The sequence below is a fragment of the Cryobacterium sp. TMT1-2-2 genome (genome assembly GCF_004403505.1).
Taxonomy (GTDB): domain Bacteria; phylum Actinomycetota; class Actinomycetes; order Actinomycetales; family Microbacteriaceae; genus Cryobacterium; species Cryobacterium flavum.
Map to the genome: position 1 here is coordinate 74,541 of NZ_SOGS01000027.1, position 24,876 is coordinate 99,416.

General features: G+C 67.5%; 18 protein-coding genes. 10 read left to right on the forward strand and 8 right to left on the reverse strand.

The genetic code is table 11. The features are described 5' to 3' along the window. The first annotated feature begins 46 nt into the window (after nt 1-46). Both E3T35_RS18300 and E3T35_RS18305 read left to right on the forward strand, forming a co-directional pair. Nucleotides 47-1,048, forward strand: coding sequence for a hypothetical protein (locus tag E3T35_RS18300; RefSeq protein WP_134344926.1), 1,002 nt, complete (start codon nt 47-49; stop codon nt 1,046-1,048). Beyond that, complete coding sequence (locus E3T35_RS18305; RefSeq protein ID WP_338061538.1) at nt 1,045-1,407, forward strand: GntR family transcriptional regulator; 363 nt, start codon at nt 1,045-1,047, stop codon at nt 1,405-1,407. Before E3T35_RS18300 ends, E3T35_RS18305 begins: the two co-directional genes overlap by 4 nt. Nucleotides 1,408-1,463: 56 nt before the next feature. On the opposite strand, the gene E3T35_RS18310 is transcribed toward E3T35_RS18305, so the two are convergent. The 4 genes from E3T35_RS18310 to E3T35_RS18325 all read right to left on the reverse strand — a co-directional run bounded on the left by E3T35_RS18310 (nt 1,464) and on the right by E3T35_RS18325 (nt 10,377). Then, on the reverse strand, nt 1,464-2,453 hold the full coding sequence (locus E3T35_RS18310; protein ID WP_134380542.1) for an NAD(P)-dependent oxidoreductase: 990 nt from the start codon (nt 2,451-2,453) through the stop codon (nt 1,464-1,466). 10 nt (nt 2,454-2,463) lie between these two features. Further along, nucleotides 2,464-5,484 (reverse strand): alpha/beta fold hydrolase, encoded by a 3,021-nt coding sequence (locus E3T35_RS18315; RefSeq protein WP_241988909.1) that lies wholly within the window; start codon nt 5,482-5,484, stop codon nt 2,464-2,466. An 82-nt stretch (nt 5,485-5,566) separates the two neighbouring features. Further along, a complete protein-coding gene (locus tag E3T35_RS18320) occupies nt 5,567-6,589 on the reverse strand; it encodes a 3-oxoacyl-ACP synthase III (protein ID WP_092338637.1) in 1,023 nt (340 codons plus the stop codon). A 206-nt stretch (nt 6,590-6,795) separates the two neighbouring features. Then, the gene (locus E3T35_RS18325) at nt 6,796-10,377 is read right to left on the reverse strand and encodes a bifunctional proline dehydrogenase/L-glutamate gamma-semialdehyde dehydrogenase (protein WP_134345020.1); all 3,582 of its coding nucleotides are present in this window, start codon (nt 10,375-10,377) and stop codon (nt 6,796-6,798) included. A gap of 157 nt (nt 10,378-10,534) precedes the next feature. Here E3T35_RS18325 and E3T35_RS18330 point away from each other — a divergent pair, with 157 nt between their 5' ends. Next, entirely contained in the window at nt 10,535-11,509 is a 975-nt protein-coding gene (locus E3T35_RS18330; RefSeq protein WP_092338635.1) for a LysR family transcriptional regulator, read from the forward strand. Nucleotides 11,510-11,612: 103 nt separating this feature from the next. Here the strand turns inward: E3T35_RS18330 and E3T35_RS18335 are convergent, their stop codons facing one another. Beyond that, entirely contained in the window at nt 11,613-15,320 is a 3,708-nt protein-coding gene (locus tag E3T35_RS18335; RefSeq protein WP_134380545.1) for a choice-of-anchor I family protein, read from the reverse strand. A gap of 116 nt (nt 15,321-15,436) precedes the next feature. On the opposite strand from E3T35_RS18335, the gene E3T35_RS18340 reads away from it, so the two are divergent. Together E3T35_RS18340 and E3T35_RS18345 are read left to right on the forward strand one after the other, a co-directional pair. Next, nucleotides 15,437-17,005, forward strand: a complete 1,569-nt coding sequence (locus E3T35_RS18340) for an NAD(P)/FAD-dependent oxidoreductase (protein WP_134380548.1) — start codon at nt 15,437-15,439, stop codon at nt 17,003-17,005. A 71-nt stretch (nt 17,006-17,076) separates the two neighbouring features. Beyond that, a complete protein-coding gene (locus tag E3T35_RS18345) occupies nt 17,077-17,583 on the forward strand; it encodes an SRPBCC domain-containing protein (RefSeq protein ID WP_134380551.1) in 507 nt (168 codons plus the stop codon). A gap of 5 nt (nt 17,584-17,588) precedes the next feature. On the opposite strand, the gene E3T35_RS18350 is transcribed toward E3T35_RS18345, so the two are convergent. Further along, nucleotides 17,589-18,146, reverse strand: a complete 558-nt coding sequence (locus tag E3T35_RS18350; protein ID WP_134345019.1) for a thioesterase family protein — start codon at nt 18,144-18,146, stop codon at nt 17,589-17,591. A 132-nt stretch (nt 18,147-18,278) separates the two neighbouring features. On the opposite strand from E3T35_RS18350, the gene E3T35_RS18355 reads away from it, so the two are divergent. Then, a complete protein-coding gene (locus E3T35_RS18355) occupies nt 18,279-18,917 on the forward strand; it encodes a LysE family translocator (RefSeq protein WP_134344920.1) in 639 nt (212 codons plus the stop codon). Here E3T35_RS18355 and E3T35_RS18360 read toward each other — a convergent pair. Beyond that, nucleotides 18,914-20,011, reverse strand: coding sequence for an alpha/beta hydrolase (locus E3T35_RS18360; protein WP_241988910.1), 1,098 nt, complete (start codon nt 20,009-20,011; stop codon nt 18,914-18,916). The two genes, E3T35_RS18355 and E3T35_RS18360, sit on opposite strands and share 4 nt — an antisense overlap. Nucleotides 20,012-20,095: 84 nt before the next feature. After that, nucleotides 20,096-20,620, reverse strand: a complete 525-nt coding sequence (locus E3T35_RS18365; RefSeq protein WP_241988911.1) for a YbhB/YbcL family Raf kinase inhibitor-like protein — start codon at nt 20,618-20,620, stop codon at nt 20,096-20,098. A gap of 96 nt (nt 20,621-20,716) precedes the next feature. Here E3T35_RS18365 and E3T35_RS18370 point away from each other — a divergent pair, with 96 nt between their 5' ends. The 4 genes from E3T35_RS18370 to E3T35_RS18385 all read left to right on the forward strand — a co-directional run bounded on the left by E3T35_RS18370 (nt 20,717) and on the right by E3T35_RS18385 (nt 24,721). After that, on the forward strand, nt 20,717-21,613 hold the full coding sequence (locus E3T35_RS18370) for a rhodanese-related sulfurtransferase (protein WP_134380554.1): 897 nt from the start codon (nt 20,717-20,719) through the stop codon (nt 21,611-21,613). A gap of 96 nt (nt 21,614-21,709) precedes the next feature. Next, nucleotides 21,710-22,912 (forward strand): cysteine desulfurase-like protein, encoded by a 1,203-nt coding sequence (locus E3T35_RS18375; RefSeq protein WP_134380557.1) that lies wholly within the window; start codon nt 21,710-21,712, stop codon nt 22,910-22,912. A 73-nt stretch (nt 22,913-22,985) separates the two neighbouring features. Beyond that, complete coding sequence (locus tag E3T35_RS18380) at nt 22,986-23,888, forward strand: ATP-binding cassette domain-containing protein (RefSeq protein WP_092338621.1); 903 nt, start codon at nt 22,986-22,988, stop codon at nt 23,886-23,888. After that, nucleotides 23,885-24,721, forward strand: coding sequence for an ABC transporter permease (locus E3T35_RS18385; RefSeq protein ID WP_134344916.1), 837 nt, complete (start codon nt 23,885-23,887; stop codon nt 24,719-24,721). Before E3T35_RS18380 ends, E3T35_RS18385 begins: the two co-directional genes overlap by 4 nt. Nucleotides 24,722-24,876 lie beyond the last annotated feature (155 nt).

Sequence of the window (24,876 nt, forward strand, 5' to 3'; positions counted from 1 at the left end):
TTTGTATTGCTACTCTGGTACAAAACGCACACAACGGGAGGGTTTTGTGGATCCAGTCTTAGCAGTCTTAGCAGTCTTTGCGGCGCTGATGCTGGCGGGACTCGGCATCCGCCTGATCTATATCGCGCGTGCCGAACCACGCAAGCGGATGCTGCACGCCTACTCCCAGCAGGTCGGGCTCGCGTTGGTTCCAGAGATCGTCCCCGAGCTGTCGACCCGGATCTATCGCCGCGAACGCGCGGGGGTCGTCGGGTCGATGGTGGGGCTCGTGCCGGGCGTGGCGCTGCTGGTTCTGACGGACGGCAGTCAGAACCCGTGGAATGGGCTCGTGGTCTTGGTCGCAATGACGGTCGGGTCGACGGTCGCCCTCATCGGCAACGATTCCCGCTCGGCGTTCGCGCCGGTAGCCGAGGTGCCGCGGCTGGCGCGCAGCACTTCCCCCGGGCTGGCCGACTACGTTACTCCGCTGGACCGCGCGTTCTCTCTGGGCCTGCTGGGCCTCGCTACTCTCGGCTACGCGACCGTGCTCGGGGTCATCGCGATCAACCCGGAGCGGGTGTTCGATGACGTCTCGGTGCGCACGATTCTCTGGCCGGCGGGGCTGTTGCTGGCCCTGGCGGCTGCCGCGAGCCTGGTCACCTGGGCGGCGGCAAACGCCCTGCTCGGCCGCGGCCAACCGGCCGGAACCTACATTCAACTGGCCTGGAGCGATGCCTTTCGCAGCACCACACTGCGCAGCCTGGTCGGGATTCCGGGGATCATCGCCGCCGTCAGCTCCTGCGTGTTATTCCTCTCGTTGAGCGAGGCGATCAACCGGCCGGCGCGCGGCTCGATCGGCGAGATTCTGGTCGGCTCGTTCACGATCATGGGCCCGGTGCTTTTCGTCGCGCTGCTGAGCTGGAGCCTGACGAGCATGCGCAATCGCAACACGACCCATTACCTGCGGCGGCTCTGGCCCGAAACGGCCGTCGAACTGGACCGGCACCGCGCGCGCGGTGCCGTCGACGATCAGCCCGATGCGGACAATCGAACGAAGACCTCGGCATGATGCTGCTGGTCGATCCGCGTTCGGCCACGCCGCCGTACGAACAGTTACGAGTGCAGGTGCTCGCCGCGGTGCAGTCGGGCGATCTCGCACCGGGCGACAAGCTGCCGACCGTGCGCAAGCTCGCCGAAGACCTCGGGCTGGCCGCCAACACTGTGGCCCGCGCCTACCGCGAGCTCGAGCGTGACGAGGTCATCGAAACGCGCGGCCGCAACGGATCCTTCATCGCCGCGAGCGGCAATGCCGCCCAGCAACAGGTGCAGGTGGCCGCCGCCGCGTTCGCCGGCAAAGCGCGCCAACTGGGCGTTGCCCCCGAGGAGGCGCTCGCGTTTGCGCGCGCGGCCCTCGGCATCCGCTCGTAGCGGCCTCGTACACGGACGGGGCCCAGGCCCCGTCCGGAGTAGATCCGGGTCGGAGGTTACCGGGCGGCGCGGTAGTGGGCGGCCAGGCGCTCGAAGCCCTCGTCGAGGGAGACCGCGGGGGTCCAATTCAGGTCGGCGCGGGTGCGCCGCTGGTCGAACCAGTGCGCGGTCGAGAGCTGCTCGGCCAGAAACCGGGTCATCGGCGGTTCGTCGCCTCCGGGGCGCCGCTGCCAGATCGCCTCGATGATCGAACCGGCAGCGCGGGCAGCGGATGCCGGCACCCGCCACGCCGGCGCGGCCACGCCGGCCGCCCCGCAGATTCCGGCGAGGAGTTCAGCGACCGGGCGCGGTTCACCGTTGGTGATCACGTAGGACTGGCCGTGAACGGCGACAGCGGCCTCGAGCGCTGCATGAATGGCCGAGGCCGCATTGTCGACATACGTCGTGTCGATGAGCGCCGCGCCGTGTCCGAGCAACGGCAGCCGTCCGCGGCGAGCGCGGTCGACGATCCGGTCGATCAGCTGGGTGTCGCCGGGGCCCCAGACCAGGTGCGGCCGCACGGCGACCACACTGAATCCGGGGGCGTCGGCCGCGAGCGCGAGCAGTTCAGCCCGAGCCTTGGTGCGGGCGTAATCGCCGCGGGCCTGCTCCGGCGACGCCGGCAGGGCGTCAGAGCCCATGATCGACGACCCGGCGTGGGCGACCGACGGCGACGAGACGTAGACGAAACGGGAGACGCCGGCATCCGTCGAAGCCTGCAGAACGGTACGGGTGCCGCCAACGTTGACCGCCTCAAACTCGGCCGGGTCACCGGCGAGCGACACCTTCGCGGCGAGGTGCACGACCGCATCCATACCGCTGACCGCGTAGGCGAGCCCGGCATACGGAGTGTCGGCGACCGTCGTGATCGAGCCGTGCACGTCTTCGACGCCGGTCAGGCCCGATGGTCGCCGCTGAAAGGTGCGTACCTCGTGCCCGGCCGCACTGATGTGCTCGGCGACGGCCCGACCGAGAAAGCCGCTGGCTCCCGTCACCAGCACTCTCATGGCGCGCCACTCATGGCTTAGACCAGCGACCGCCAGAGAGGATGCCGGTGGCCCAGCGCGACAGCTGGCTGCGGTCGATCTTGGAGTTGTGCCGAATATCAGTCGGCAGGCCGGGAACAACGAGCACGGCGGCGACCGGCGAGCCCACGGCCGCGCGCACTGCGGCAGCGAGGGGCTCTGCAGCTCGGTGCACCCGGCGGGCCGGCGGTACCGTTTCGATCACGGCGACCTGCTGCTGTGTGCCGAGCGGACCGACACCGACGAAGGCCGCCCGAAAAACGTCGGGCAGGGTTTCGATGCGCTGCTCCGGCCCGACCGGGGTCGTGACGCCGTCGGCCGTCACCATGACGTGCGGCATGCGGCCCTCCACCCAGAGGCGGCCTGCACCGTCGAGGTGGCCGACGTCACCGGTGCGATGCCAGCGTTCGCCCGCCACAGCACCGCGCCGCGACGCGCGCTCGGTGAGCCAGAGCCGGTCGTAGTGGTCCTTGACGTGCGGCGCCGACACAACGATCTCGCCGGTCACGTCGGGCTCTTCCGTGAGTTCACCAACGGATGCCCCACTCGCGTCGAGCGCGCTGATCCGGATGCGCGTGGTCGCGGTCGACCCACCGACGCAGACTCCCCCGGCCGGGTTCACAGCCGATCGTTGCTCGCCTGCCGCCGGAACGGCCACACTCGTCGAGCTGGTCGAGCCCGTCTCGAGAAGTCCGGCGGACTCGTCCGCCGCGGCACCCACTCTGGGTGAGTCGGCGACACTCGCCGTGGCAGCGCGAATGCCGTCGAGCGTGATGTCGGCCATGAGCAGGCCCTCGGTCATGCCGTAGGGCGTGTGCGCGGTCGCTCCCGGCATGAGCGCGGCGGCCTGGGCCAGCAGGCTCTCGGAGATGGGGGCGCCGGCCGAGAGAAAACGCTGCACCCCGGCGAGGGCGGCGTGATCGGCGGGGGTGAGCGCGTCGGCGGTGGCGACGACGTTCACGAGGGCCGCGGGCGAGAGAAAGACGACGGTCGCGTCGATCGCGGCAACGGCGGCGGCAACGGCAGTGGCGGTGAGGGTTTTGGGTGCCGTGACATCCATATCGGGGGTGACCGAGCGGGCCCCGAGAGCCGGGCCGAGTAGGGCGAACGGGGCGAATCCGGCGACGAGGCCGGTGCCAACGCCAACGCCGTACTGCAGAAAGAGGGCACGACTCACGGCGGAGAGCTGCCCGTGGCTGTAGACGACGCCCTTGGCCGGTCCGGTCGATCCGGAGGTGAACAGCACGGCGGCCGCGTCGCTTGGCCGGGGTTCGGTCGGGAGCAAGTCGCCGGCTTCGAGTCGGGCCTGGCCCAGCTGAATCAGCTCGGCCAGGGTGTGCTCGATGCTCAGCAGCCGTGCCATCGGGGCCGGAAAGCGGGCGACCGAGATCTTGCGCCCTGGCCAGCCGAGTGCGCGCGCGGCCATGAGGCCGGGAGCAGCCCCGATCACGAAGTCCGGGCGGGCGCCGCGCACGGCGCGGGTGAGACCGGGAAGGCCGAGGCCGGCATCCGCTACGACGACGATCGCCCCGATGCGCACGCAGGCGTAGAGCACCGCGGTGAGGTCGGCGCTCGGCGGCACGAGGAGGGAGACACGGTCGCCGGGTGTGACGCCGATGTGCACGAGGCCGGCCGCGATCTGGCGCACGCGCCGCGAGAGCAGCCGCCAGCTGACGGTGCGCGGGGCCGGCTGCATGTCGACGAGGGCAGTCTCGTCGGAGTCCTCGAAGACGTCGAGGTAGTGCCAGAGCGGATGCGTCCCCGCGGCTTCCCACGCGGCCGCCGGCCCGCCAATGACGGCCTCGACGGGCTCGACCAACGGAGATGGTGCGGCCGCCGAAGCAGGCTCAGGCGCGAATCCCGACGTAGCGGCGGGCAGCTCGCCGGGCGCCCCCATGCGCTGATCGAGCTTGTTGAGATCGCCATTCCGGGAACGCGACGTACCGGCGCGAACCGAGTCGAGGAGCCTGTCAGCGACGGCATCCCCGAGCCAGAGCAGCGCGGCCGCGGCATAGTCCGCGTCCTCGGCGAGCAGATGCCCGGCACCCTCGAACCGGTGAACGCGAGCGTGCGGCATCCGTTCGACCAGGTCGTCGAGGTAGCGGTCGCTGAAGATCGGGTCCCGGGGGCCCCAGAGCAGCAGCGCGGGCACCGCGAGTGAGCGCACGGCCTCGGCGATGCGGTCGAGTTCCGGCCGGCTCTCGTGCTCGAGAGCGACCGGAATATCGGCGACGAACCCGCCGATGCCGCCGCGGCGATCGCCCGTTAGGTACGGCGCGCGGTAGCCGCGCTTCACCTCGGGCGACAACGGCGGATGCGCGAGGGCCAACGTCGTGGCCAGGAACGCGGGCGTCGCGACGGTCGCAGGTCCCAGGATTCCGCGCCCGAGCGCGAGCCGCAGGGGCGCCGGAATCTTGTCGCCGGCGGGCTGGTGTACCGCGGTGTTCAGCAGCATCACGCCGGCCAGCAGTTCGGGATGGTCGACGGCCCAGCCGAGCGAGACCACTCCGCCCCAGTCGTGACCGAGGGTGATCACCGGGCCGGCCAGTTCGAGGGCGTCGGTGAGGTCGCCGAGGTCCTGCACCCGACGGGCGAGTGGGCGAAACCCTCCAGTGCCTGCGTGCTGGCGGCCGGTTGCGCCAGCGGGAGCAGCACTGCCGGTGCGCGCGGAGAATCCCATGTCGAGCTGGTCGACGGCGATCACGCGCCAGGCTGGCGCGCCCGACTGCGCTGCATCCGTTGCTGCAGCCAGCAGGCCTCGCCAGAGGTACGACCAGGTCGGGTTGCCGTGCACGCACAAGATAGTTCCGACCGGAATTACGCCGAGCGCGTCGAGCTGCGGCCCATTGTCGAGCAGGTGCCAGCCGTGAGACGCGGCAGACCCGGTCTCGGCGACCTCGACCAGGCGCGACCACTCGGGTTTCAGCCCGGCCAGCCCGGACGGCGGCAGGGTCGCCTCGGCCGGCCGCGTGCGCGGAAGACGGGAAGCTGCGGTTGCGCGAATCTCGGTCACACTCCTTTTGAGCCCGATAAACAGTTCATGGGGCCGAAGTTGGCATCTCGCAGGAGGCGAGGTTGGTGTCGGGCGGCGACTCTCACCAGACGAGTTCCATCATGGCGGTGTTGAGGCCCGAGCCGACGCCCATGAGCAACACCCGGTTGCCCGGTTTGAGCTTCGACGCCTCCTGGGAGAGCGTGATCGGAATCGACGCCGGGCCGACGTTGCCAAGCGTTGGATAGGTCAGCGGCACCTTCGCCTTGTCCATGCCGGTGGCCTTGACGATCGCGTTGGTGTGCACGTCCGAGACCTGATGCACGATGTAGCGGTCCATGTTCGACCAGCTCCAGTCGCGCTTGGCCTCGGTCCAGGCCGAGACGACCAGTTCCATGCCGCCCTTGAGCAGCGCCTTGGCGTCGGTGAACATGCCGTCGACGCTGCCGACGCACAGTCCGTTGAACTGGGTGGCCGCGCGGGTGACCCCGCCGAGGATGCGGTGCCCGGCGGGGTGGGCATCCGCTGGGCCGAGCACGGCAGCGGCAGCGCCGGAACCGAGGGTGAGGCTCGCGAACTCACTCATGAAGTCTTTGCGCTTGATGCCGGGGCGCCCGAGGCGGTCGATCGTGTTGGTCTGGATCTCGTCGGCGTCCTCGCCGTCGATGATCACGGCGTACTTGATCTGACCGCTGTCGATGAGCTGGGCGGCGAGCGTCATGCCGTTGACGAAGCCGAGGCAGGCGTTGGCGATGTCGAAGTTGATCGCCGACGACGGCAAGCCGAGTCCGTGGTGGATGCGCACGGCGACGGAGGGTTCGAGGTGCTTGCGCGTGACCGAGGTATTGATGAGCAGGCCCACGTCGCTCGGCTTGATGCCGGCCTCGCGCAGGGCGATCTTGCCGGCCTTGACCGCGGCATCGTCGAAGGTCTCGTTCGGCCCCCAGTTGCGGCGCTCATACACTCCGGCAACCCGCTGGAGCAGCCCGGTGGGCAGTTTGAGACGCGTCAACACCGGCTTCAGACGTCGGTCGATCTCCTCCGACGTCGTGATGAGCGGCGCCAAGAGACTCGCGACCGACAACAGAGCGACGTTTCGGTGCGTCGTCGTCGCGTTTCCGTTCAAGCGTGAACCCCTGTCGAATTGTGGACAGCGGTAATCATACGGCCCGTTAGAGTCTGCCCCACGAATCTGTATGTAAACCGCACGTAGCCTGTGTGCCCTCTCGGGCCCATGCGTTCAGAACCGCGGAGATTGCGCCGCTGATCCCCCCAATCACACGATTGAAGGCGATCCGGCCGGAATCTCCGCGGTTACGAACCGTAACCGGCCTAGATCACGCCGTCGGAGAGCGTGCTCGGGTTGCCGAAGCGGTGCGCGGTGATCGAGATTGCCTGTTCCCGCAGGAACGGCAGCACCTCGATGCGCCCGGCCTGAGTAACCGCGTTCGAGTACACCGCGATGTCCGGGCTGCCGTTGACCGCTTCGGCCAAAGCGGATGCTTCCACTCGCGCGCCCAGCACCGGGTCACTGCCGATGAGACGCACGCGGCTGGCCGCGATCCCGCCCGAGCGAGCGCGAGCGAGCCACTCCTCGTCGGTTTCGACCAGCACCGGGATCTCACGCTGGGCGAGGATATTGCGTACGCCCGGCGGCACCGGAACGCTGCTCGACACGTCGTAGCGCGACGTGGACAGGGTCGCGGCGGCGATCACGCGCAGCAGCTGGGCGAGCGTTCCGCTCTCGGTCAGGCGCACGGTGACCGGCAGCGCGCGGTAGCGGAACAGGTTGCGCTCCACCTTGAGGTCGGTCGCGTCGCGCACGACGTTGAATTCCTCGCGCCAGGCGAGAGCGTCGCTCACGGCCGAACGGCGCAGCACGTCGAAGTCGGCGTAGTCGAGAAACGGCTGGCTGGCCTCGATGATGTCGGTGACGCGCTGTTCGAGGCCGCGCAGGTGCAACGTCGAGCTGTTCCGGCCCGGCTCGTTGACCCAGCTGCCGAGGCCGAGCAGGTAGTTCGGTCCGCCGGCCTTGGTTCCGGCGCCCACGGCTGAGCGCTTCCAGCCGCCGAACGGCTGGCGCTGCACGATAGCACCGGTGATGCCGCGGTTGACGTAGAGGTTGCCGGCTTCGATCGTGTCGACCCAGAGGGCCAGTTCGTCGGCGTCGAGCGAGTGCAGCCCTGTCGTCAGGCCGAAGTCGACCGCGTTCTGAAAGCGGATGGCTTCTTCCAGGTTGCGCGCGTGCATCACGCCGAGCACCGGACCGAAGAACTCGGTGAGGTGAAAGTATGATCCGGGCGCGACGCCGGTGCGAATGCCCGGCGACCAGAGCTTGCCGGTGTCATCGAGCTGCTTCGGTTCGACCAGCCACTTCTCTTCGGCGCCGAGCGTGGTCAGGGCGTGCAGTAGTTTGCCGTCGGCCGGCGACATGATCGGGCCCATCTGGGTGACCGGATCGCTTGCCTGCCCGACCTTGATCGAGGTCGCGGCGTCGACCAGCTGGCCGAGAAAGCGTTCGGACTTCGCGACCGATCCGACCAGAATCACCAGGCTCGCGGCCGAGCACTTCTGGCCGGCGTGGCCGAAGGCGCTCTTGACGACGTCGGCGGCGGCCAGGTCGAAGTCGGCCGAGGGCGTGACGATGATGGCGTTCTTGCCGCTGGTTTCGGCGAGCAGGGGCAGGTCGTGGCGGAATCCGCGGAACAGCTCGGCGGTCTCGTAGCCGCCGGTGAGAATGACCCGGTTCACCGCGGGGTGCGCGATGAGCTTGGCACCGAGGTCACGGTCGGGCAGGTTGACCAGAGCGAGGAGTTCGCGCGGGATACCGGCCTCCCAGAGGGCCTCGACCACGACGGCGCCGGTGCGCTGGGCGACCGTGGCGGGCTTGACGACGACGCCGGCACCGGAGGCCAGGGCGGCGAGCATGCCGCCGGCCGGGATGGCGGTGGGGAAGTTCCACGGCGGGGTGACCACGATGAGCTTCGAGGGAACGAAGATGGCGCCCTGCACTCGGTCCAGATCCTTGGCACGTTCGGCGTAGTAGTGGGCAAAGTCCACCGCTTCGCTCACCTCGGCGTCACCCTCGGTGATGGTCTTGCCGCACTCGCTGGCCATGACCTCGATCAGGCGATCTCGGTTGGCAGCGAGCGCCAGGCCCGCGCGGTGCAGTACCGCGGCGCGTTCGGCGCCGGTCTTCTGCCCCCAGGCTGCTCCCGCCTCGAGCACACCGTCGATGATCAGATTGAGCGCTGCCTCGTCGGGAACGGCGGCGGCCTCAATGGTTTCGGTTCCGAGAACGGATGCATCGGCGCGGGCCAAAATCCGTCGGCCCCAGGCGCGGTTGGCGGGCAGCGAGGGGTCGGTGTCGGGCTCGTTGTGGAAGGTCGAGTGCGAAGGCACGGAGCCGCGGGTGATGCCGAGCAGCACGCCGGTCAGTTGCGGGTCGTCGTCGCTGGCGGTCTCGGTTTGCTGGCTGCGGGCATCCGTTGTGGCGGCGGCCAGGCGACCCCGGTCGTAGCTGCTGGAGCGGTCCTGCACGCGGTTGGGGGTGGGAACCCGGTCGTCGAGGGCGTCGAGCGAGGCCTGGAACCGAGCCTTCTCTCGGTCGAATAGCTCGGGATTGCTGGTCAGCTCGAACACGGCCGACATGAAGTTCTCCTGGCTCGCATTTTCTTCGAGCCGGCGAATGAGGTAGCTGATCGCCACGTCGAACTGCGAGGGGTCAACGACGGGTGTGTAGAGCAGCAGCTGTCCGACGTCCTTGCGTACGGCCTGGGCCTGGCCGGTGGCCATGCCGAGCAGCATCTCGAACTCGACCTTGTCGTCGACGCCGCGGGCAACGCTGAGCAGGTGCGCCCAGGCCACGTCGAACAGGTTATGGCCGGCGATGCCGAGCTTGACGGCATCCGTGTTCTGCGGGGTGAGCGCCCAGTTGAGCACCCGCTTGTAGTTGGTGTCGCTCTGCTGCTTGGTGGAGAAGGTCGCCAGCGGCCAGTCGTGTACGGCGGAGTCGACATGCTCCATGGCGAGGTTGGCGCCCTTGACCAGGCGCACCTTGATCGGGGCTCCGCCGGCCGCGCGGCGATTCTGCGCCCAGTGGGTGAGGCCCTGGATGGCACTCAGCGCGTCGGGCAGGTAGGCCTGCAGCACGATGCCGGCTTCGAGCTGGGCCAGCTGCGGCTGGTCGAGCAGCCCCTCGAACACGGCGATGGTGAGGTCGAGGTCGCGGTACTCCTCCATGTCCAGGTTGATGAACTTCGGGGTGGCGGATGCCGCGGCGAATTCAAACAGCGGCGTCAGGCGTTCGATCACGCGGGCGACGGTCTCATCGAAGGCCCACATCGAGAGCTGGCTGGCGATCGAGGACACCTTGATCGAGACGTAGTCCACGTCGGGGCGTTCGAGGATGCGCTTGGTACCTTCGAGGCGTTCGAGGGCCTCTTTCTCGCCGAGTACAGACTCACCGAGCAGGTTGATGTTGAGGCGATTTCCGCCCTCTTTCAGGTGCACGAGCGCGGGGCCGAGCTTGTCGGGCGTGGCGTCGACGACGAGGTGGCCGACCATCTGGCGCAGCACGGTGCGGGCGGCGGGAATGACGACCCAGGGCAGCACCGGTCCGAGAATGCCACCGAGGCCGATGGCCGCGCGCATGGGCACCGGCAGAAAACCGGGCGCCTTCTTGGCGACCTTCTGCAGGCTGTAACCGGCGACCATCTTGTCTTCGGGGCGCATGACGCCGTCAACGAAGCCGACCGTGAAGTCCAGGCCGTTCGGGTCTTTGAGCACGCCGGCGAGCCGTTCGGCTGCGGCATCCGCTGGGATGGTGGCGCTTTCGTCGAGCCATTTCTTGACGAGAGCGACGACCTCCGAACTGAAATCCTCGTTGGCGGGGCGGGTGGAGGCGTTGGTCATGGTCACGAGACTAGTCTTTCGTTCGCGGTTGGGTTGCTCTGGTTATTCAAGTCTGAGGCCAGCCTATATTTAGCAAAAGCAAATGTTTATGCATGATATTCGTTACAATTTCTAATGATTTGGTTTTGGGTCGTTCGATGGGTGTAGGGGGCAGCGGATGCTGGATGTGCGGCGACTCCGACTGCTGCGCGAACTGAAGATTCGCGGCACCCTCGCCGGGGTCGCCGCTGCCCTTGCCTACAGCCCATCCGCGGTGTCGCAGCAGCTCGCGCTGCTCGAAAAAGAGGCCGGCGTTGTATTACTGAAAAAAGTGGGGCGGCGGGTGCAGCTCACCCCGCAGGCCGAGATTCTGGTGGAGCACACCACCCACCTGCTGGAGCGGCTCGAACTTGCAGAGGCCGACCTGCGCGCCAGCACCACGACGGTGTCGGGCACCGTGCGGGTGGCCGTGTTCCAGTCGGCCGCCCTCGCCGTCATTCCGCGGGCGCTCACTTTTCTCGCCGAGGACTTTCCGGCGCTACGGGTCGAAGTGACCGAGCGCGAGCCAGAGCGCGGCCTGTTCGAGGTGGCCGCGCGCGACTTCGACCTCGTGCTGGCCGAGCAGTATCCCGGCCACACCCGCGCGCACTGGCCCGACCTCGACCGGATCAACCTCGCAACGGATGCGCTGCGGCTCGCCGTGCCGCCCGCGGATAGTTCCCGGGACGGCGCAGGGCGGGTCAGCGCGGCAACCCTCGAGGAAACCGCCGGCCTGCCCTGGGTGATGGAGCCGGTGGGTACAGCGTCGCGGCAGTGGGCCACGCAGCTCTGCCGCTCGGCCGGTTTCGAACCGGACGTGCGGTTTGAGACCGCCGACCTGATCGCGCACATCCGCTTGATTGAATCGGGCAATGCGGTGGGCATTCTGCCCGATCTGGTCTGGGCCGGGCGCATGCCGGCCGTTCAGCTGCACGACCTGCCGGGCACCCCGCACCGCACCCTGTTCTCGGCTGCGCGCCGGTCGAGCGCGCAGCGGCCGGGCGTGGTCGTCGTGCGCGCAGCCCTCGACCGGGCGGTGAGCAAGGTGGCCAAACCCACGGAATCCGACCCGTTGGAGCCGCCGCGCCCGTTCGAGCCCCTCGCGCCGGTGTAACCGCGCCACCCCTCCTCGGATTGCACCCGGCGATCAGCCGCGTCGCATGACCGCCCAGTCAAACGGATGCCCGGCGCGCGCGCCGCGGCATCCGCTCAAGAGGCTAGGCCTGCGGGGCCTGGCGCTTGCGACGGGCCAAGATGAGGCCGGCGCCGAGCAACAGGAGCAGCGCGGCGAGGCCGGCCGGGGCCAGCGACGCGCCGAGTGCCGGGATAGCACCCAGGCCGCTCGTGCTCGCCGCTGCAACAACGGTGACCGCGAGGCTGATCGGCTCCAAGCCGACCGAGCTGATCACGAGCGTGTGCGCGCCGACCGGCGTGCTGGCCGGAATCACTGCGGAGAACATTGCGACTCCGGCAGCATTGGCCGCGAAGGTGCCGAGGTTCACCGGCACGGAGTAGAGCGTGCCGGTGACCTTCTGGCCGGGGTTCAGCCCGGAGACCGTGACGGTGACGCGCTCGCCCGGGGTGAAGACGGCGTCACCCACGTCGATGCTGGCCCAGTCGGTGCCGGCCAGTACCGCGCGGCCGAGCGATGCCGGGTCGACCAGCGGGTGCTTCTCGAAGTAGGCGACCGTCGCGGCGAGGTCGGCCTGGCCGGTGTCCGCGACGCTGGTTCCGGCGGCGAAGGTGGTGAATTTGTCGCCGCCCGAGGCCAGGAACGAGTTCACCGCCACGCGGAACACGTCGGTCGGGGCGATGGCCACACCATTCAGCGACATACCGACGATGTGCTCGCCCAGCGCCGCGTCGGGCTCATAGAGGTAGCTGAACCCCTCGGAGACACCGAGGTGCAGCTTGGCCCGGCTGGACTGCCACTGCTGTTCGAGCACCGTGCGCAGCTGGGTACCGGTGAGGTCCATGGTGACGAGGGTGTTGGCAAAGGGCTGCACCGTGGCGACCTCTTTGTAGGTCACCTTGCCGTTCTCGCCGTAGCTCAGGTCGGTGCGCACCCCGCCGGGGTTCATGAAGGCGATCTCGGCCGGTTCACCACCGAAGGCAGAGTTCGAGGTGGCCCAAAGCTGAATGTCGGCGACGAGGTTGCCGAGGCTCGATTCCGACCCGCGGTCCTCTGCCACGCCGTTGTAAGCACGTTTGATGTCGGCGCTGATGGCACCGACTTCAACCGAGCCGACGATGTCGGCCCGGGCCGCGGCATCCGTCACGATCTGCGCCACGGTGGCGTTGGCCGGGTAGAGGCCGGTCGTGCCGTTGTGCAGGTCCACCAGCGCGCTGGTCATCGAGACGACGCTTTTGGTCACTGGGTCGACCGAGAATTTCAGCTGGTCGAGGTTCATGCCGTACTGGCCGCTCTGCATCACCGGGCGTTTCAGCCCGTCGGTCCAGCCCGTGACCGGGTAGGAGCAGTTGTAGGTGGCGTGGGTGTGACCCGAGAGGATCGCATCGATATTGGCCGATGCGTCGCGGATCAGATCGCCGTAGAGGGTGTCGGCGTCACCGATCGCGGCGCAGTCGGTGCCGACGCCTCCCTCGTGGGTGAGCAGCACGATGACATCGGCCTCGCCGTTGGTCGTGTTGCCATCCTGCAACTGCGCTGCCACGCGATTGGCGGCCTCGAGCTGGTCGCCGAACTCGATGTCGGCGATGCCGGCCGGGGAGACCAGTGAGGCGGTAGCCGCGGTGACGGTGCCGATGAAGCCGACGCGCACGCCATCGACCTCCTTGACCCAGTATTCATCGAGTGCCGGGGTGGTCGTGCCCTTCAGGTAGACGTTGGCGCCGAGCGCATAGCGCGGGTCACCGAACGACGAACGGACCCGATTGCTCAGGTCGTCCCAGCCCGCATCGAACTCGTGGTTTCCCACAACGGATGCGTCCAGCCCGGCCGCGAGGAGCGCCGTGATCGTCGGTTCGTCCTGCTGCGAGAAAGAGGTGAAGGTGGAGGCGCCGATGTTGTCGCCCGCCGAGACGAACAGGGTGTTCGGGTTGTTCGCCTTCAGCTGGGCAACGGCTCCGGCCAGGACGGCCGCGCCGGCCTCCTGGTTTCTGGCGTTGGCTTCGAGGCGACCGTGAAAGTCGTTGATGCCGAGCACTTGAATTTCGGTGGGGATGACGTTGATCGAGAAGATGGTCGTGGTTCCGGAGACCTCGTTGCCGACGGCGAGCATCGGCTCACCGGTCGGCGAGTGGGCGGCCGAGATGAACGTGACGCCCTCCGGGCCGAGGTCACCGGCTGCCGACAGGTCGACGGTGGCGTCGACGCCGAAGTTGCGGTTGTTGAGGTAGGTCACGAACTGCGCGTCGGTCGGGTCGGTGATGTCGTAGGCCATGATGCCGCCCACCCGTTCCAGGCCGATGAAGGCGTAGGTGCGGCCGTCAATCTCGCCGATGGCGAGGTTCTCGGGTTCGGGGCCCTTGTCGTCACTGCGACCCTCGAAGTTGGACTTGCTGTGGTTCGAGTTGAAATAGGCCGGGTTGGCCGCGGCGGTGATGCGCTCGAAGTCCTCCCCGGAGTCGAAGGCCTGCGTGCCGTCGGTGTTCCAGATCGAGAAGGAGCGGGAGCCGAAGGCGTAGAGCTCCTCGTAGCAGGTGCCGGCGGTGTTGTAACCGTTTTCCTTGGTCACGTTCAGGCGACCCATTCCTGCGTCGTTGTTCTTGCCGAAGAGGTCGCTAGTAGCGCAGATCGTGAGGTCCTCCGCACGCACGCCCTCGGCGTAGCTGCCCCACTCGCGGGCGTCGCCCTCGTTGGCGGTGACCAGGTAGGTCGCGTCAGTGCCGGTGGAGGAATCCTTCGCCGTGTAGGCGTTCATGCCGTCGGGCATGTACATGCCGTGCAGACCGGGGTAGGTCTGAATGTTGACGGCCGAATCCTTGTCGGAGGCGTCGATGCCGTTGCCGGGCAGGCCGTGGTCCTGGAAGCCGAGCGAGCGCACTTCGGTGACCTCAGGCGTGACGAGGTCAACCACAGCGACCGCGTTGGCTTCCTGCAGCGCCACATACGCGGTGAGGCTGTTCGGGTCGATCGCGACATACTCGGGCTCGAGGTTGCGCGAGACCGGAAAGCCCGCTTCGGGAGTCGGTCCGAAGATGCGTACGTCGGGGTCGAGGGTCTTCGTGCCGCCATTGGCTTCGGATTCGTAGGCGTGAAAATCAGTGGTCGCGACGGCCGACGCAGCGGGCAGGGTGAGGGTCGACGGGAGCGTGATGACGCTGACCGACCCCTCGGGATCGACGGTGAACAGGTCGTTCGGCTCGCCCTCGTTGGCGGAGACGGCATACTTGCCGTCGGCCGAGATGCTCACCATGTCCGGCAGGGCACCGACCGTAACCGCGCCCAGAATGGTGGCTGTCGTCGCGTTGGCGTCGAAGAAGACGAGCCAGCCGGCATCCGTTTTGGTGGGCGATTCGATCGCCATTGCGCCGAGGCCGTCGGCGCGCACGGCCACCGAGTTGGCGGTGGAACCGGTGGGGATGAGCGAGCTGCCGTCGTCGATTGTGGTTCCCGCTGCGCTGAGCGAGAACTCCTTGACCGGGGTAGTCGGGTCGGCGATGTCGAGCACGTCCACGGCGCCCTGGGCCGCGTTGACCACGAAGAGTCGCTTGCTGGCGGCGTGGTAGGTCACGATCTCGGCGGCCGAGGCGTCAAAGGTGCCGGTCTCGTACGTTCCCAGCGGTGCCAGGTTGAAGTACGGGTCGGTCCCCGACGCGGTCACCGGTGCGACGACGATGGCAGCGGATGCCGTCGGTGCTGCCGACGATACGAGCGGCGCCACCGCGAGAGCGGCGCAGGCCGCTGCAGCCAAGATGGCAACGGGTAGTCGGCGGCGTGCGGGGCGTCGAAAGGCGCTCATGCGGTAGATCCTCCTGTTGCAGACAATGGATGCCATTCTGTGTACTGGTCACAGGTGACTCGCAGGTGAATGCAAGGTGACTGATAGGTTCGGCGCGCACTGGCTAGGCTCTGCTCATGAGCGAAACCAGACACGACGTCGTGATTATCGGTGGCGGCCACAACGGCCTTGTCGCCGCCGCCTACCTGGCCCAGGCCGGCCGCAGCGTGCTCGTGCTCGAGCGGGAGCCGCAGGTGGGCGGCGCCGCCATTTCAGCGGATGCCTTCCCCGGCATTGACGCGCGCCTCTCGCGCTACTCCTATCTGGTGAGCCTGCTGCCGACCAGAATCATCCGCGAGCTGGGGCTCGATATCGAGCTGGCTCGACGTCGGTACTCGTCGTACACGCCGGGGCCGACTGGCGCCGGATTACTCGTTGACCAGGGCGACCCCGAAGCGACCAGGGCGTCGTTCGAACGCATCGGTGCCGCGGCCGATTTCGATGCCTGGAGCTCCTTCTACGACGACACCGCCCGACTGGCGCGCGCCGTGTTTCCCACGGTGTGCGAACCGCTGCTCACCCGCTCGGAGGCTAAGCGACTGGTCGGCGACGATGCCCTCTGGACCGCCCTGGTCGAGCAGCCGCTCGGCGACACGATCACCAACCGGTTTGCGAACGATCTCGTGCGCGGCGTCGTGGCTACCGATGGGCTGATCGGCACCTTCACGGGCCTCGATGACTCCAGTCTCGACGCGAACCGCTGCTTTTTGTATCACGTGATCGGCAATGAAACCGGGGACTGGGACGTGCCGATCGGCGGCATGGGCGCTGTGACCGGGGCACTCGAACGGGCGGCGCGCGAGGCCGGTGCGCGGCTCGAAGTCGGCGCCGAGGTCACGTCGGCCACCCCCGACGGAGCCGTGGAATACCGCCAGAACGGGCGCCTGAAGACGACGAACGGCGCCGCGCTGCTGGCCAACGTGGCGCCGTGGGTGCTGCGGGGTTTGCTGGGTGGTGGAGGCGGGGCATCCGCTGACCTGGTCAAGCCGGAAGGCGCCCAGGTGAAGGTCAACCTGCTGCTGACACGCTTGCCGCACTTGGTGGACGCGAGCGTGTCGCCGGAGGCGGCATTCGGCGGTACATTTCACATCAACGAGAGCTACAAGCAGCTGCAGACCGCGTATGACCAGGCCCTGTCCGGTGAGATTCCCGAACTGGTGCCGTGCGAGGTCTACTGCCATTCGCTGACCGACCCGAGCATTCTGTCGCCCGAACTTGCCCAGGCCGGTGCCCACACCCTTACCGTGTTCGCCCTGCACACCCCGAATCGGGCGCTCACCGAAGCCAACAACGACCAGATGCGCGCGCAGCTGCAGGCCGCCGTGCTCTGCTCGCTCAATTCGGTGCTCGCCGAGCCGATCGAAGCCCTGTTGATGACGGATGTTGCGGGTCACCCTTGCCTCGAAACCAAGACCACGCTCGACCTCGAGCATGCCCTGAATCTGCCCGGCGGCAACATCTTTCACGGCGCGCTGTCGTGGCCATTTCTGGAGGATGACGAGCCGCAGGCCACGCCCGCCGAGCGTTGGGGAGTCGCCACCGAGCATCCGCGCATTCTCATTTGCGGTGCCGGAGCCAGGCGCGGCGGCGGGGTCAGCGGGCTCGGCGGACACAACGCCGCGATGGCCCTGCTCGAAGGGGCTTAGCGTGTAGCCGACCCTCTCAATGTGGCCTAACCTGAGGTTACAAGCGCATGTCACTCATAGTGGAGGTCCCCATGTCAGCCAAGCCCACCGGACGCCTCGTACACCGCGAGGACGGCCTGTATCTCATGCTCAATCGGCTGTTCAACGCGCCCATCGAGCAGGTGTGGGCGAGCCTGACCCGTCCTGCCGAACTCGAGAAGTGGATCGGCACCTACACCGGTTCTCCGGCGACCGGCGCGGTCAAGTTCAAGATGACGGCCGAGCCGGATGCCAAGTGGGAGTACGTGAGTATTCGCGAGTGCCAGGCGCCGCACCGTTTCAACGGCGACTTCGGCGAGGGTGAAGATTCCTGGCGCGCACTGTTCCACCTGGTTGAGGGCGACGGCATGACCAACCTGACCTTCGGGCAGCGTCTGCGCTCGGCGAGCGAGGCCGCCACGGTCGGCCCCGGTTGGGACTATTACCTCGACCGCCTGGTCGCGTCCCGCGCCGGCCTTCCTCTGCCCGAGTGGAATCACTATTACCCCGCGCACGCCCAGTTCTACAAGGACCTCATCGTTCCGGTGCGCACCGCCTAATCGAACTAGTTCCAGATGCTCGGGGCGGGGGCGCGAGTGGGTGCGGCCGCTGCCGCGCCAGCCCACTCGAGCAGCCACTCCGGAACGCTCACGTTGTCGGGGGCGACGCCGATCGCGCCCAGCAGTTCGTCGATCGTGACGATTCCGCCGGTGCGCTTGAGAAAGCGACCACGAATGTAGCCGTGGGCGTAGATCTCGAGCACGCCGTCGGCATCCGGTCGTACGAAACGTTGCTCGACGTAAACCGCCTTCTCGTCGAAGCCGAGGATGCGCGACTCCACCGTGAACTTCTGGCCGACCGTGAGCGACTTGCGAAAGCTGATGGTCTCGGAGACCACGACCGGGTACCAGCCTCGCTGCTTGAAGATGGCCCAGACGCCCGTGCGGTGCAGCATGTCGAAGCGGGCCACGTCCATGATGGACAGGTAGACGCCGTTGTTCATGTGCCGCAAAATATCCTGGTCGGTCGGCAGGGTCACAAAGTTGGTGCGCGCGACATCGAAGTGACCGAGCTTTGGGCCGAACTTCGACAGCAGGGCGTGGAGGAGGGTTCTGAAGAACATATGCACGAAATGATGCTAACGATGTGGGCGCAACCGCGAGCAATCCGTTGTGGGTGGGCACCAGCATCCGTCGCCGCAACGGGGGTTGGCTGCACGATGTGCCACAGTCGCCGCTGGGTTTAGCATTCAAACATGGTTTCCCTGCCCACCCTGCTCACGTTCGCGCTCGCCTCGATCGCGCTCATCGTCATTCCCGGCCCGACCGTGCTGTTCGTGATCGGGCGATCGCTGGCACTCGGCCGGCTTGGCGGCTTTCTCAGCGTGCTCGGCAATGCCCTGGGCCTGATTCCGGTGATCGTCGCGGTCTCTCTCGGACTCGGTGCCATCGTGACCCAGTCGGTGCTGCTGTTCACGATCGTCAAGTTCGCCGGCGCGGCCTACATCATCTATCTCGGGGTGCAGGCGATTCGCAACCGGGGCAAGGCCGCGCAGATGAGCGAGGCCAGGGTGGCCCGCAAGACCAAGTGGCGGCTGGTTCTCGAAGGATTCGTGGTGGGCCTGAGCAACCCTAAGTCACTCGTCTTCTTCATCGCGGTGCTGCCGCAGTTTGTGAACTACCGGGCCGGCGATGTTCCGCTGCAGCTCGCGGTGCTCGGCCTGGTCTTCGTGCTGCTCGCCCTGCTCGGCGACAGCACCTGGGCTCTCGCGGCCGGCACGGCACGGGTCTGGTTTGCCCGGTCACCGAAGCGCATCGAGAACCTGTCCTCGGCCGGCGGCGTCATGATGATCGGCCTCGGCGGAGTGCTCGCCGCAACCGGCGCGCGGTCCTAAACCGTCATCGCCCGCGGCGCGACGGCACGCACGAAGGCGCCGAGGCGACGGTAGACCTCTTGCGATTCCGGATGCGTGTCGTCCTGTTGCCAGGTGTGCTTGGCGTTGACGCTGCGCCGGCCGTAAATGAGCGTGTCGACCCGAATCTTGCGGGCTCGTAGCGCCTCGATGAAGTTGAGGTTGGCCCGGTAGAAATAGTCGCGCTCCGACGTCGTGACGAAGACCGGCGGAAAACCGCGGTCGAGCCACTCGATCGGCGACATGAAACGCGCGGCCGTACGCAGGTGCAGTCCGCGGCCGCGCTCGGGCAGCAGCATCCGAACAAAGTTGAGGCTCAGCACAAACCCACGGTCGAATAGCACCGAGAAATCGGCGATGCTGCAGTGCTGCACGAGACCGCGCAGGTTGCGGCGGGCGACCGGCGGCGCAATGTCATAGTGTTCCGCGAGCTCGGGTTCAAAGGCCGCAGCGGTGAGCAGCGCCGCGATGTGGCCGCCGGCCGAGTCGCCGCCGAGCACGATTCGGGTCGGGTCTCCCCCGTAGGCGGCGATATTGCGGGCGACCCAGTCGAGCACGGCGTTGCCGTCCTTCATCATGTGGCCCAGCTGAAACCGGGTGGCCATGCGGTAGTTCGCGTTGACGACGACCATTCCTTCGGCAGCCTGGCTCGCGCAGTACTTGGTGAGCGGGTCTTTGTCGCCGGAGGTCCAGCCGCCGCCGTGAAAATACACGTACACGGGTAAGGGGTCTGCGCCCGCTTCGCGTTTGGGAACGAGAACGTCGAGCCGGTGAATCTTCTGGCCATCGCCGATGTAGTCGACGTCGAGGTCGTATTCGACCGAATCGATCGGGTGCAGGTTGAACTTGTGCACCGGGGTCGCCCGGCGCAGCATCAGCGCGCGCCACGCCCAGACCGGCAACCGACGGATGCCCGTCTCCCGGTGCAGAGACCGGTCGACGGTCACGCCGTCGGCATGCAAACGGATGCCGTGCAGCCAGGCGGGCGTCGGCACGGCCGGGCGCGCTGACGACGTTGGGGGGCTGGTGGGGGGAATGGAACGGGCGGTGTCGAACGTGGTGCTGGTGATACTCACTGATTGAGGTTAAGTCGTTTCCCCCGAATCCCCGCTGGGAGTTACCCCATTTGGGGACAACTCCCGGTTTTACACGGCGCCCCCTCAGACAGCGGATGCCCCGCCCGCGACCCCGGTCGCCTCCAGTACCGCACGCGCGAGCGTGTGAAAGTGCAGGTTGAAGCCGAGAACGGCCGGCGTGGACTGCGAGTCGAGTTCGAGCGTCGGCACGTCAACGGCGTGCACGATGAACTGGTAGCGGTGAGTGCCGGTTCCCGGCGGCGGGCCAGCGCCGATGAACGAGGTGAGACGCACCTCGTTCGGCAGCACGAGTGCGCCGGCCGGCAGGGTATCGATTCCCGCAGCCAGCTCGGTCACGGATACCGGCAGGTTTGCCACCGCCCAGTGCCAGAATCCGGAGCCGGTCGGGGCGTCGGGGTCGTACACGGTGAGCGCGAAACTCTGGGTCTCGGCGGGAAAACCCGACCAGGAGAGCTGCGGGGACACATCCGCTCCGCCCGCGTCGGTTCCATACTGTGCTGCGGCGAGCGGTGCCCCGTCGGTCATGTCGGTGCTGCTGAGTGAAAACTGGGGAACGGCGCCGAACCGGGCGAGCGGGTCCTGGGTCACGATTTGCCTCCTCGATACGGCTGACCAGTGGCAGTACAGACAGTGCGGCCAGCCTACGCGCGCTCTCCGGAAATGCGCACAAAGTAAAATGGGCCCATGGCCATTCCGAAGATTCTGCTCTTTTACATCTTCACGCCGCTGGCCGACCCCGATGCGGTGCGACTGTGGCAGCGCGACCTGTGTGCAGGGCTCGGTCTGCGCGGGCGCATCCTCATCTCGAAAGACGGCCTGAACGGCACGGTCGGTGGCGACCTGCCCGCGATCAAGAAGTACATTCGCAAGGCCCGCGACTACCCGGCGTTCAGGCACATCGACTTTAAGTTCAGCGAGGGCACCGGCCTCGACTCGCGCGGCCACAGCCTCGATTTTCCAAGGCTCGTGGTCAAGGTGCGCGAGGAGATCGTGAGCTTCGGCGCGCCCGGCGAGCTGCGCGTCGACAGCGCCGGAGTGGTCGGCGGTGGAACCAAGCTGCAGCCGGCCGAGCTCAATGCGCTCGTCGCCGAACGCGGAGACGAGGTCGTCTTCTTCGACGGGCGCAACCGGTTCGAGGCCGAGATCGGCCACTTTCGAGACGCGGTCGTGCCCGATGTGGCCACCACGCGCGAGTTCGTGGCCGAACTCGACAGCGGCAAATACGACCATCTCAAGGGCAAGCCGGTCGTGACCTACTGCACCGGCGGCATCCGTTGTGAGGTGTTGAGCGGTCTCATGAAGTCGCGTGGTTTCGGCGAGGTGTACCAACTCGATGGTGGCATTGTGCGTTACGGCGAGGCTTTCGGCAATGAGGGTCTGTGGTCGGGTTCGCTCTACGTCTTCGACCAGCGGATGTCCATCGACTTCGCTCCCGGCGCTGCCGTGCTCGGGACCTGCCAGGTCTGCGCCGCGCCCACGACGAACATGCTCAACTGCCGGGATGCCTCCTGCCGCGAACAGCTCGTGGCCTGCCCGGAATGCGTCACACGCGAAGCGCCCGCCTGCGCCGCGCACGCGTAGCTCGACCACTCGTCTCGACTATCCGTTCGTCGCGGCTCGACCGGTGGTGGTCTCGGCGGCGCTGGTCGACGAGCAGACGCTGTGCTTGGATGGCGTGTGACCTATGACGCGCTGGCAGTCCGCTCCCACTTTCCCTCCCTCTCCTCCGGGTTCGCCCACTTCGACGGTCCGGGCGGCACGCAGACGCCTCGCCAGGTCGCCGCCGCGATCGCCATCACCCTGACCCGACCGCTGTCCAACCGCGGAAGCGGCAGCCTGCCGGAGCAGAACGCCGACAACGCCGTCACCGTCTTCCGCACGGCGATGGCCGACCTGCTCGGCGCCGACCCGCACGGCGTGGTCTACGGCCGCAGCGCCACCCAAATCACCTACGACTTCTCCCGCCACCTCGGCCGCAGCTGGAATGTCGGCGACGAGATCGTGGTCTCCAGGCTCGACCACGACGCCAACATCCGTCCCTGGATCCAGGCCGCTGAGCATGCCGGCGCCACCGTCAAGTGGGTCGACTTCGACCCGGCAACCGGCGAGCTCAGCGCCGAGGCGGTCACCGCGCAACTGACCGAACACACCCGTCTGGTCGCCGTCACGGCTGCTTCCAACCTCATCGGAACCCGACCGCCGATCGCCGCGATCGCCGCCGCCGTGCACTCGGTCGGCGCCCTGCTCTGGGTAGACGGGGTGCACTACACGCCGCACGCCTCGGTGGACGTGGCCGCGCTCGGCGCCGACTTCTTCGTCTGCTCCCCGTACAAGTTCCTCGGACCGCACTGCGGCGTGCTGGCCGCCGACCCGGCCCTGCTCGAGCGCATCCACCCGGACAAGCTGGCCACCTCCACCGAAATGGTTCCGGAACGCTTCGAATTCGGCACCCTGCCTTACGAGTTGATGGCGGGCGTTACTGCGGCCGTCGATTTTCTGGCCGCGCTGGCACCGATCGGCGGAAGCCGGCGGGAGCGCCTGGTGCAGGCATCCATCGCCCTGGAACATCATGAGGCGGGCCTGCTCGCCGAACTCGAGGCCGGGCTGGCCGCTCTGCCCGGCGTGACCGTGCATTCGCGTGCCCGCGAGCGCACGCCAACCGTGCTGGTCACCTTCGCCGGGCACCCGGCCGCCGATGCCGCGGCGTTCCTGGCTGCCCGGCGGGTGCTCGCCCCGGCCGGATCGTTTTACGCACTCGAGGCCTCGAAGCACCTCGGGCTCGGTACTGAGGGCGGCCTGCGCATCGGACTGGCGCCGTACAACACGGCGGGTGAGGTGCAACGACTGCTCACCGGCCTGGAGGACTTCCTGCTGGCCTGAACTGAAAAGCCCGGTAGACGGCACTATACGGCCCCTGGGTAATAGGGTGGGAAGCACTACAGAGGGGAGTCGGATGCCTACCGGCGCTGTTATCGAATTCAGCAACATCAGCAAACGCTTTGGCGGGGTCGCCGCGGTCAACGACCTGTCCTTCACGGTAGAGCCTGGGCGGGTTACCGGCTTTCTCGGGCCGAACGGTGCCGGCAAGACCACGTCCCTGCGCATTCTGCTCGGACTGGTCGCGGCGAGCAGCGGAACGGCCACGTTTGGCGGCGTTCGCTACCGCGACCTGCCCAATCCCCTTGCCACGGTGGGCGCAGCCCTCGAAGCCGCCAGCTTCCACCCTGGCCGCTCTGCTCGCGACCACCTCGGCGTGTACGCGATCGCCGCCGGGCTGCCGCGCACCCGGGTCATGGAGGTGCTCACCCAGGTGGGCCTCGCCGCCCATGCCGCCCAGCGCGTCGGCGGCTACTCCCTCGGTATGCGCCAGCGCCTCGGCCTGGCCTACGCCCTGCTCGGCAACCCGGGCGCGCTCGTGCTCGACGAGCCGATCAACGGACTCGACCCGGAGGGCATCCGCTGGATTCGCGGTTTTCTGCGCGACATGGCCGCGGAAGGACGCACCATTCTGGTCAGCTCACACCTGCTCTCCGAAGTGCAGCAGAGCGTCGACGACGTCGTCATCATCGCCCGCGGCGAGCTCGTGCACCTCGGCCCGCTCTCCAGCCTCGATACGGATGCCGCGCCCCAGACGATCGTGGATTCTCCCGACCGCGAGAACCTCACAGCCGCGCTCACTGCGGCGGGCATCACCTTCTCGATCGGCCGCACCGGCCTGCTCGCCGCCACATCCGACCCCGCACTGCTCGGCCACCTCGCTTTCACCGCCGGGGTCGAACTCAGCGTGCTGCACCGGCAGAAAACCGGCCTGGAAGACTCCTTTCTCGCCCTCGTCGGCGGGAGCCACTCGCTATGACCACGTTCCTGCGGTCAGTCTCGGCCGAATTCGCCAAGATTTTCACGACTCGCCTGTGGTGGCTTCTCGCCATCGTTCTGTTCTGTTACATCGGCCTCATCGCCGGTGGGCTCGGCGCGCTGCTCGCCGGCGTCGAGACCGGTGTGATCAGTCCCGACACGGTGAATACCGGCGGTGCCGGCGCCTTCGGTTTCGGCAGCCTCCCACCGATCATCTACAGCTTCGCTTCCTCGGTCGGCTACGTCTTCCCCGTGCTGCTGGGCGTGCTCGCGACGACGGGTGAATTTCGCCACCAGACCCTGACACCCACGTTTCTCGCGACGCCGCGTCGCGGTGTGGTGCTCGCAGCGAAGACGGTCACGCTGGTTCTGGTCGGCGCTGGATTCGGAGTTGTCGGGCTGGCAGCATCCGTTGGTCTCGGCGGCGGGGCGCTGAGCGCGTTCGGTGTGGATGCGCTGCTGCTGGACTCGGAAACGTGGCTGCAGGTCGGTCGCACAATTCTTGCGATGGGCCTGTGGGCTGCAATCGGCGTGGGCTTCGGCGTTCTGGTGCCGAGCCAGGTTGCGTCGATCGTGGTCGTGCTCGCCTTCACCCAGTTCGTCGAGCCACTGTTGCGGCTGGCCGCCTCTTTTCTCGAGGTCACCGCGCAGATCGGCAACTATCTGCCCGGCTCGGCCTCCGATGCCCTCGTCGGTGCGAGCGTCTTCACCCTCGCGAACCCGGCAGGCGCCCCGCCGCTGGACTGGTGGCAGGGTGGTCTCGTGCTGCTCGGTTACGCCGTGGTCGCGACAATGATCGGCTATGCCGTGAGCTGGAAGAAAGACGTCAGCTAGAGCGCTGCGCCGGAAGACCGCTGCATTTTTCGTCGATCGAGCTGGTCGAGACCCCCATCGACCAACGCGAGCCGCCTCGAAAACGCGAGTGTCCGTGCGAATTCAAGTTCGCACGAAAATCCCAATAGATGTGAGAATGGCTCGACTTGCAGGGT

Coding starts and splice junctions, on each gene's coding strand:
- E3T35_RS18305 (WP_338061538.1), top strand. CDS start 1,045: ATGATGCTGCTGGTCGATCCGCGTTCGGCCACGCCGCCGTACGAACAG.
- E3T35_RS18310 (WP_134380542.1), bottom strand. CDS start 2,453: ATGAGAGTGCTGGTGACGGGAGCCAGCGGCTTTCTCGGTCGGGCCGTC.
- E3T35_RS18325 (WP_134345020.1), bottom strand. CDS start 10,377: ATGACCAACGCCTCCACCCGCCCCGCCAACGAGGATTTCAGTTCGGAG.
- E3T35_RS18330 (WP_092338635.1), top strand. CDS start 10,535: ATGCTGGATGTGCGGCGACTCCGACTGCTGCGCGAACTGAAGATTCGC.
- E3T35_RS18335 (WP_134380545.1), bottom strand. CDS start 15,320: ATGAGCGCCTTTCGACGCCCCGCACGCCGCCGACTACCCGTTGCCATC.
- E3T35_RS18340 (WP_134380548.1), top strand. CDS start 15,437: ATGAGCGAAACCAGACACGACGTCGTGATTATCGGTGGCGGCCACAAC.
- E3T35_RS18345 (WP_134380551.1), top strand. CDS start 17,077: ATGTCAGCCAAGCCCACCGGACGCCTCGTACACCGCGAGGACGGCCTG.
- E3T35_RS18350 (WP_134345019.1), bottom strand. CDS start 18,146: ATGTTCTTCAGAACCCTCCTCCACGCCCTGCTGTCGAAGTTCGGCCCA.
- E3T35_RS18355 (WP_134344920.1), top strand. CDS start 18,279: ATGGTTTCCCTGCCCACCCTGCTCACGTTCGCGCTCGCCTCGATCGCG.
- E3T35_RS18370 (WP_134380554.1), top strand. CDS start 20,717: ATGGCCATTCCGAAGATTCTGCTCTTTTACATCTTCACGCCGCTGGCC.
- E3T35_RS18380 (WP_092338621.1), top strand. CDS start 22,986: ATGCCTACCGGCGCTGTTATCGAATTCAGCAACATCAGCAAACGCTTT.
- E3T35_RS18385 (WP_134344916.1), top strand. CDS start 23,885: ATGACCACGTTCCTGCGGTCAGTCTCGGCCGAATTCGCCAAGATTTTC.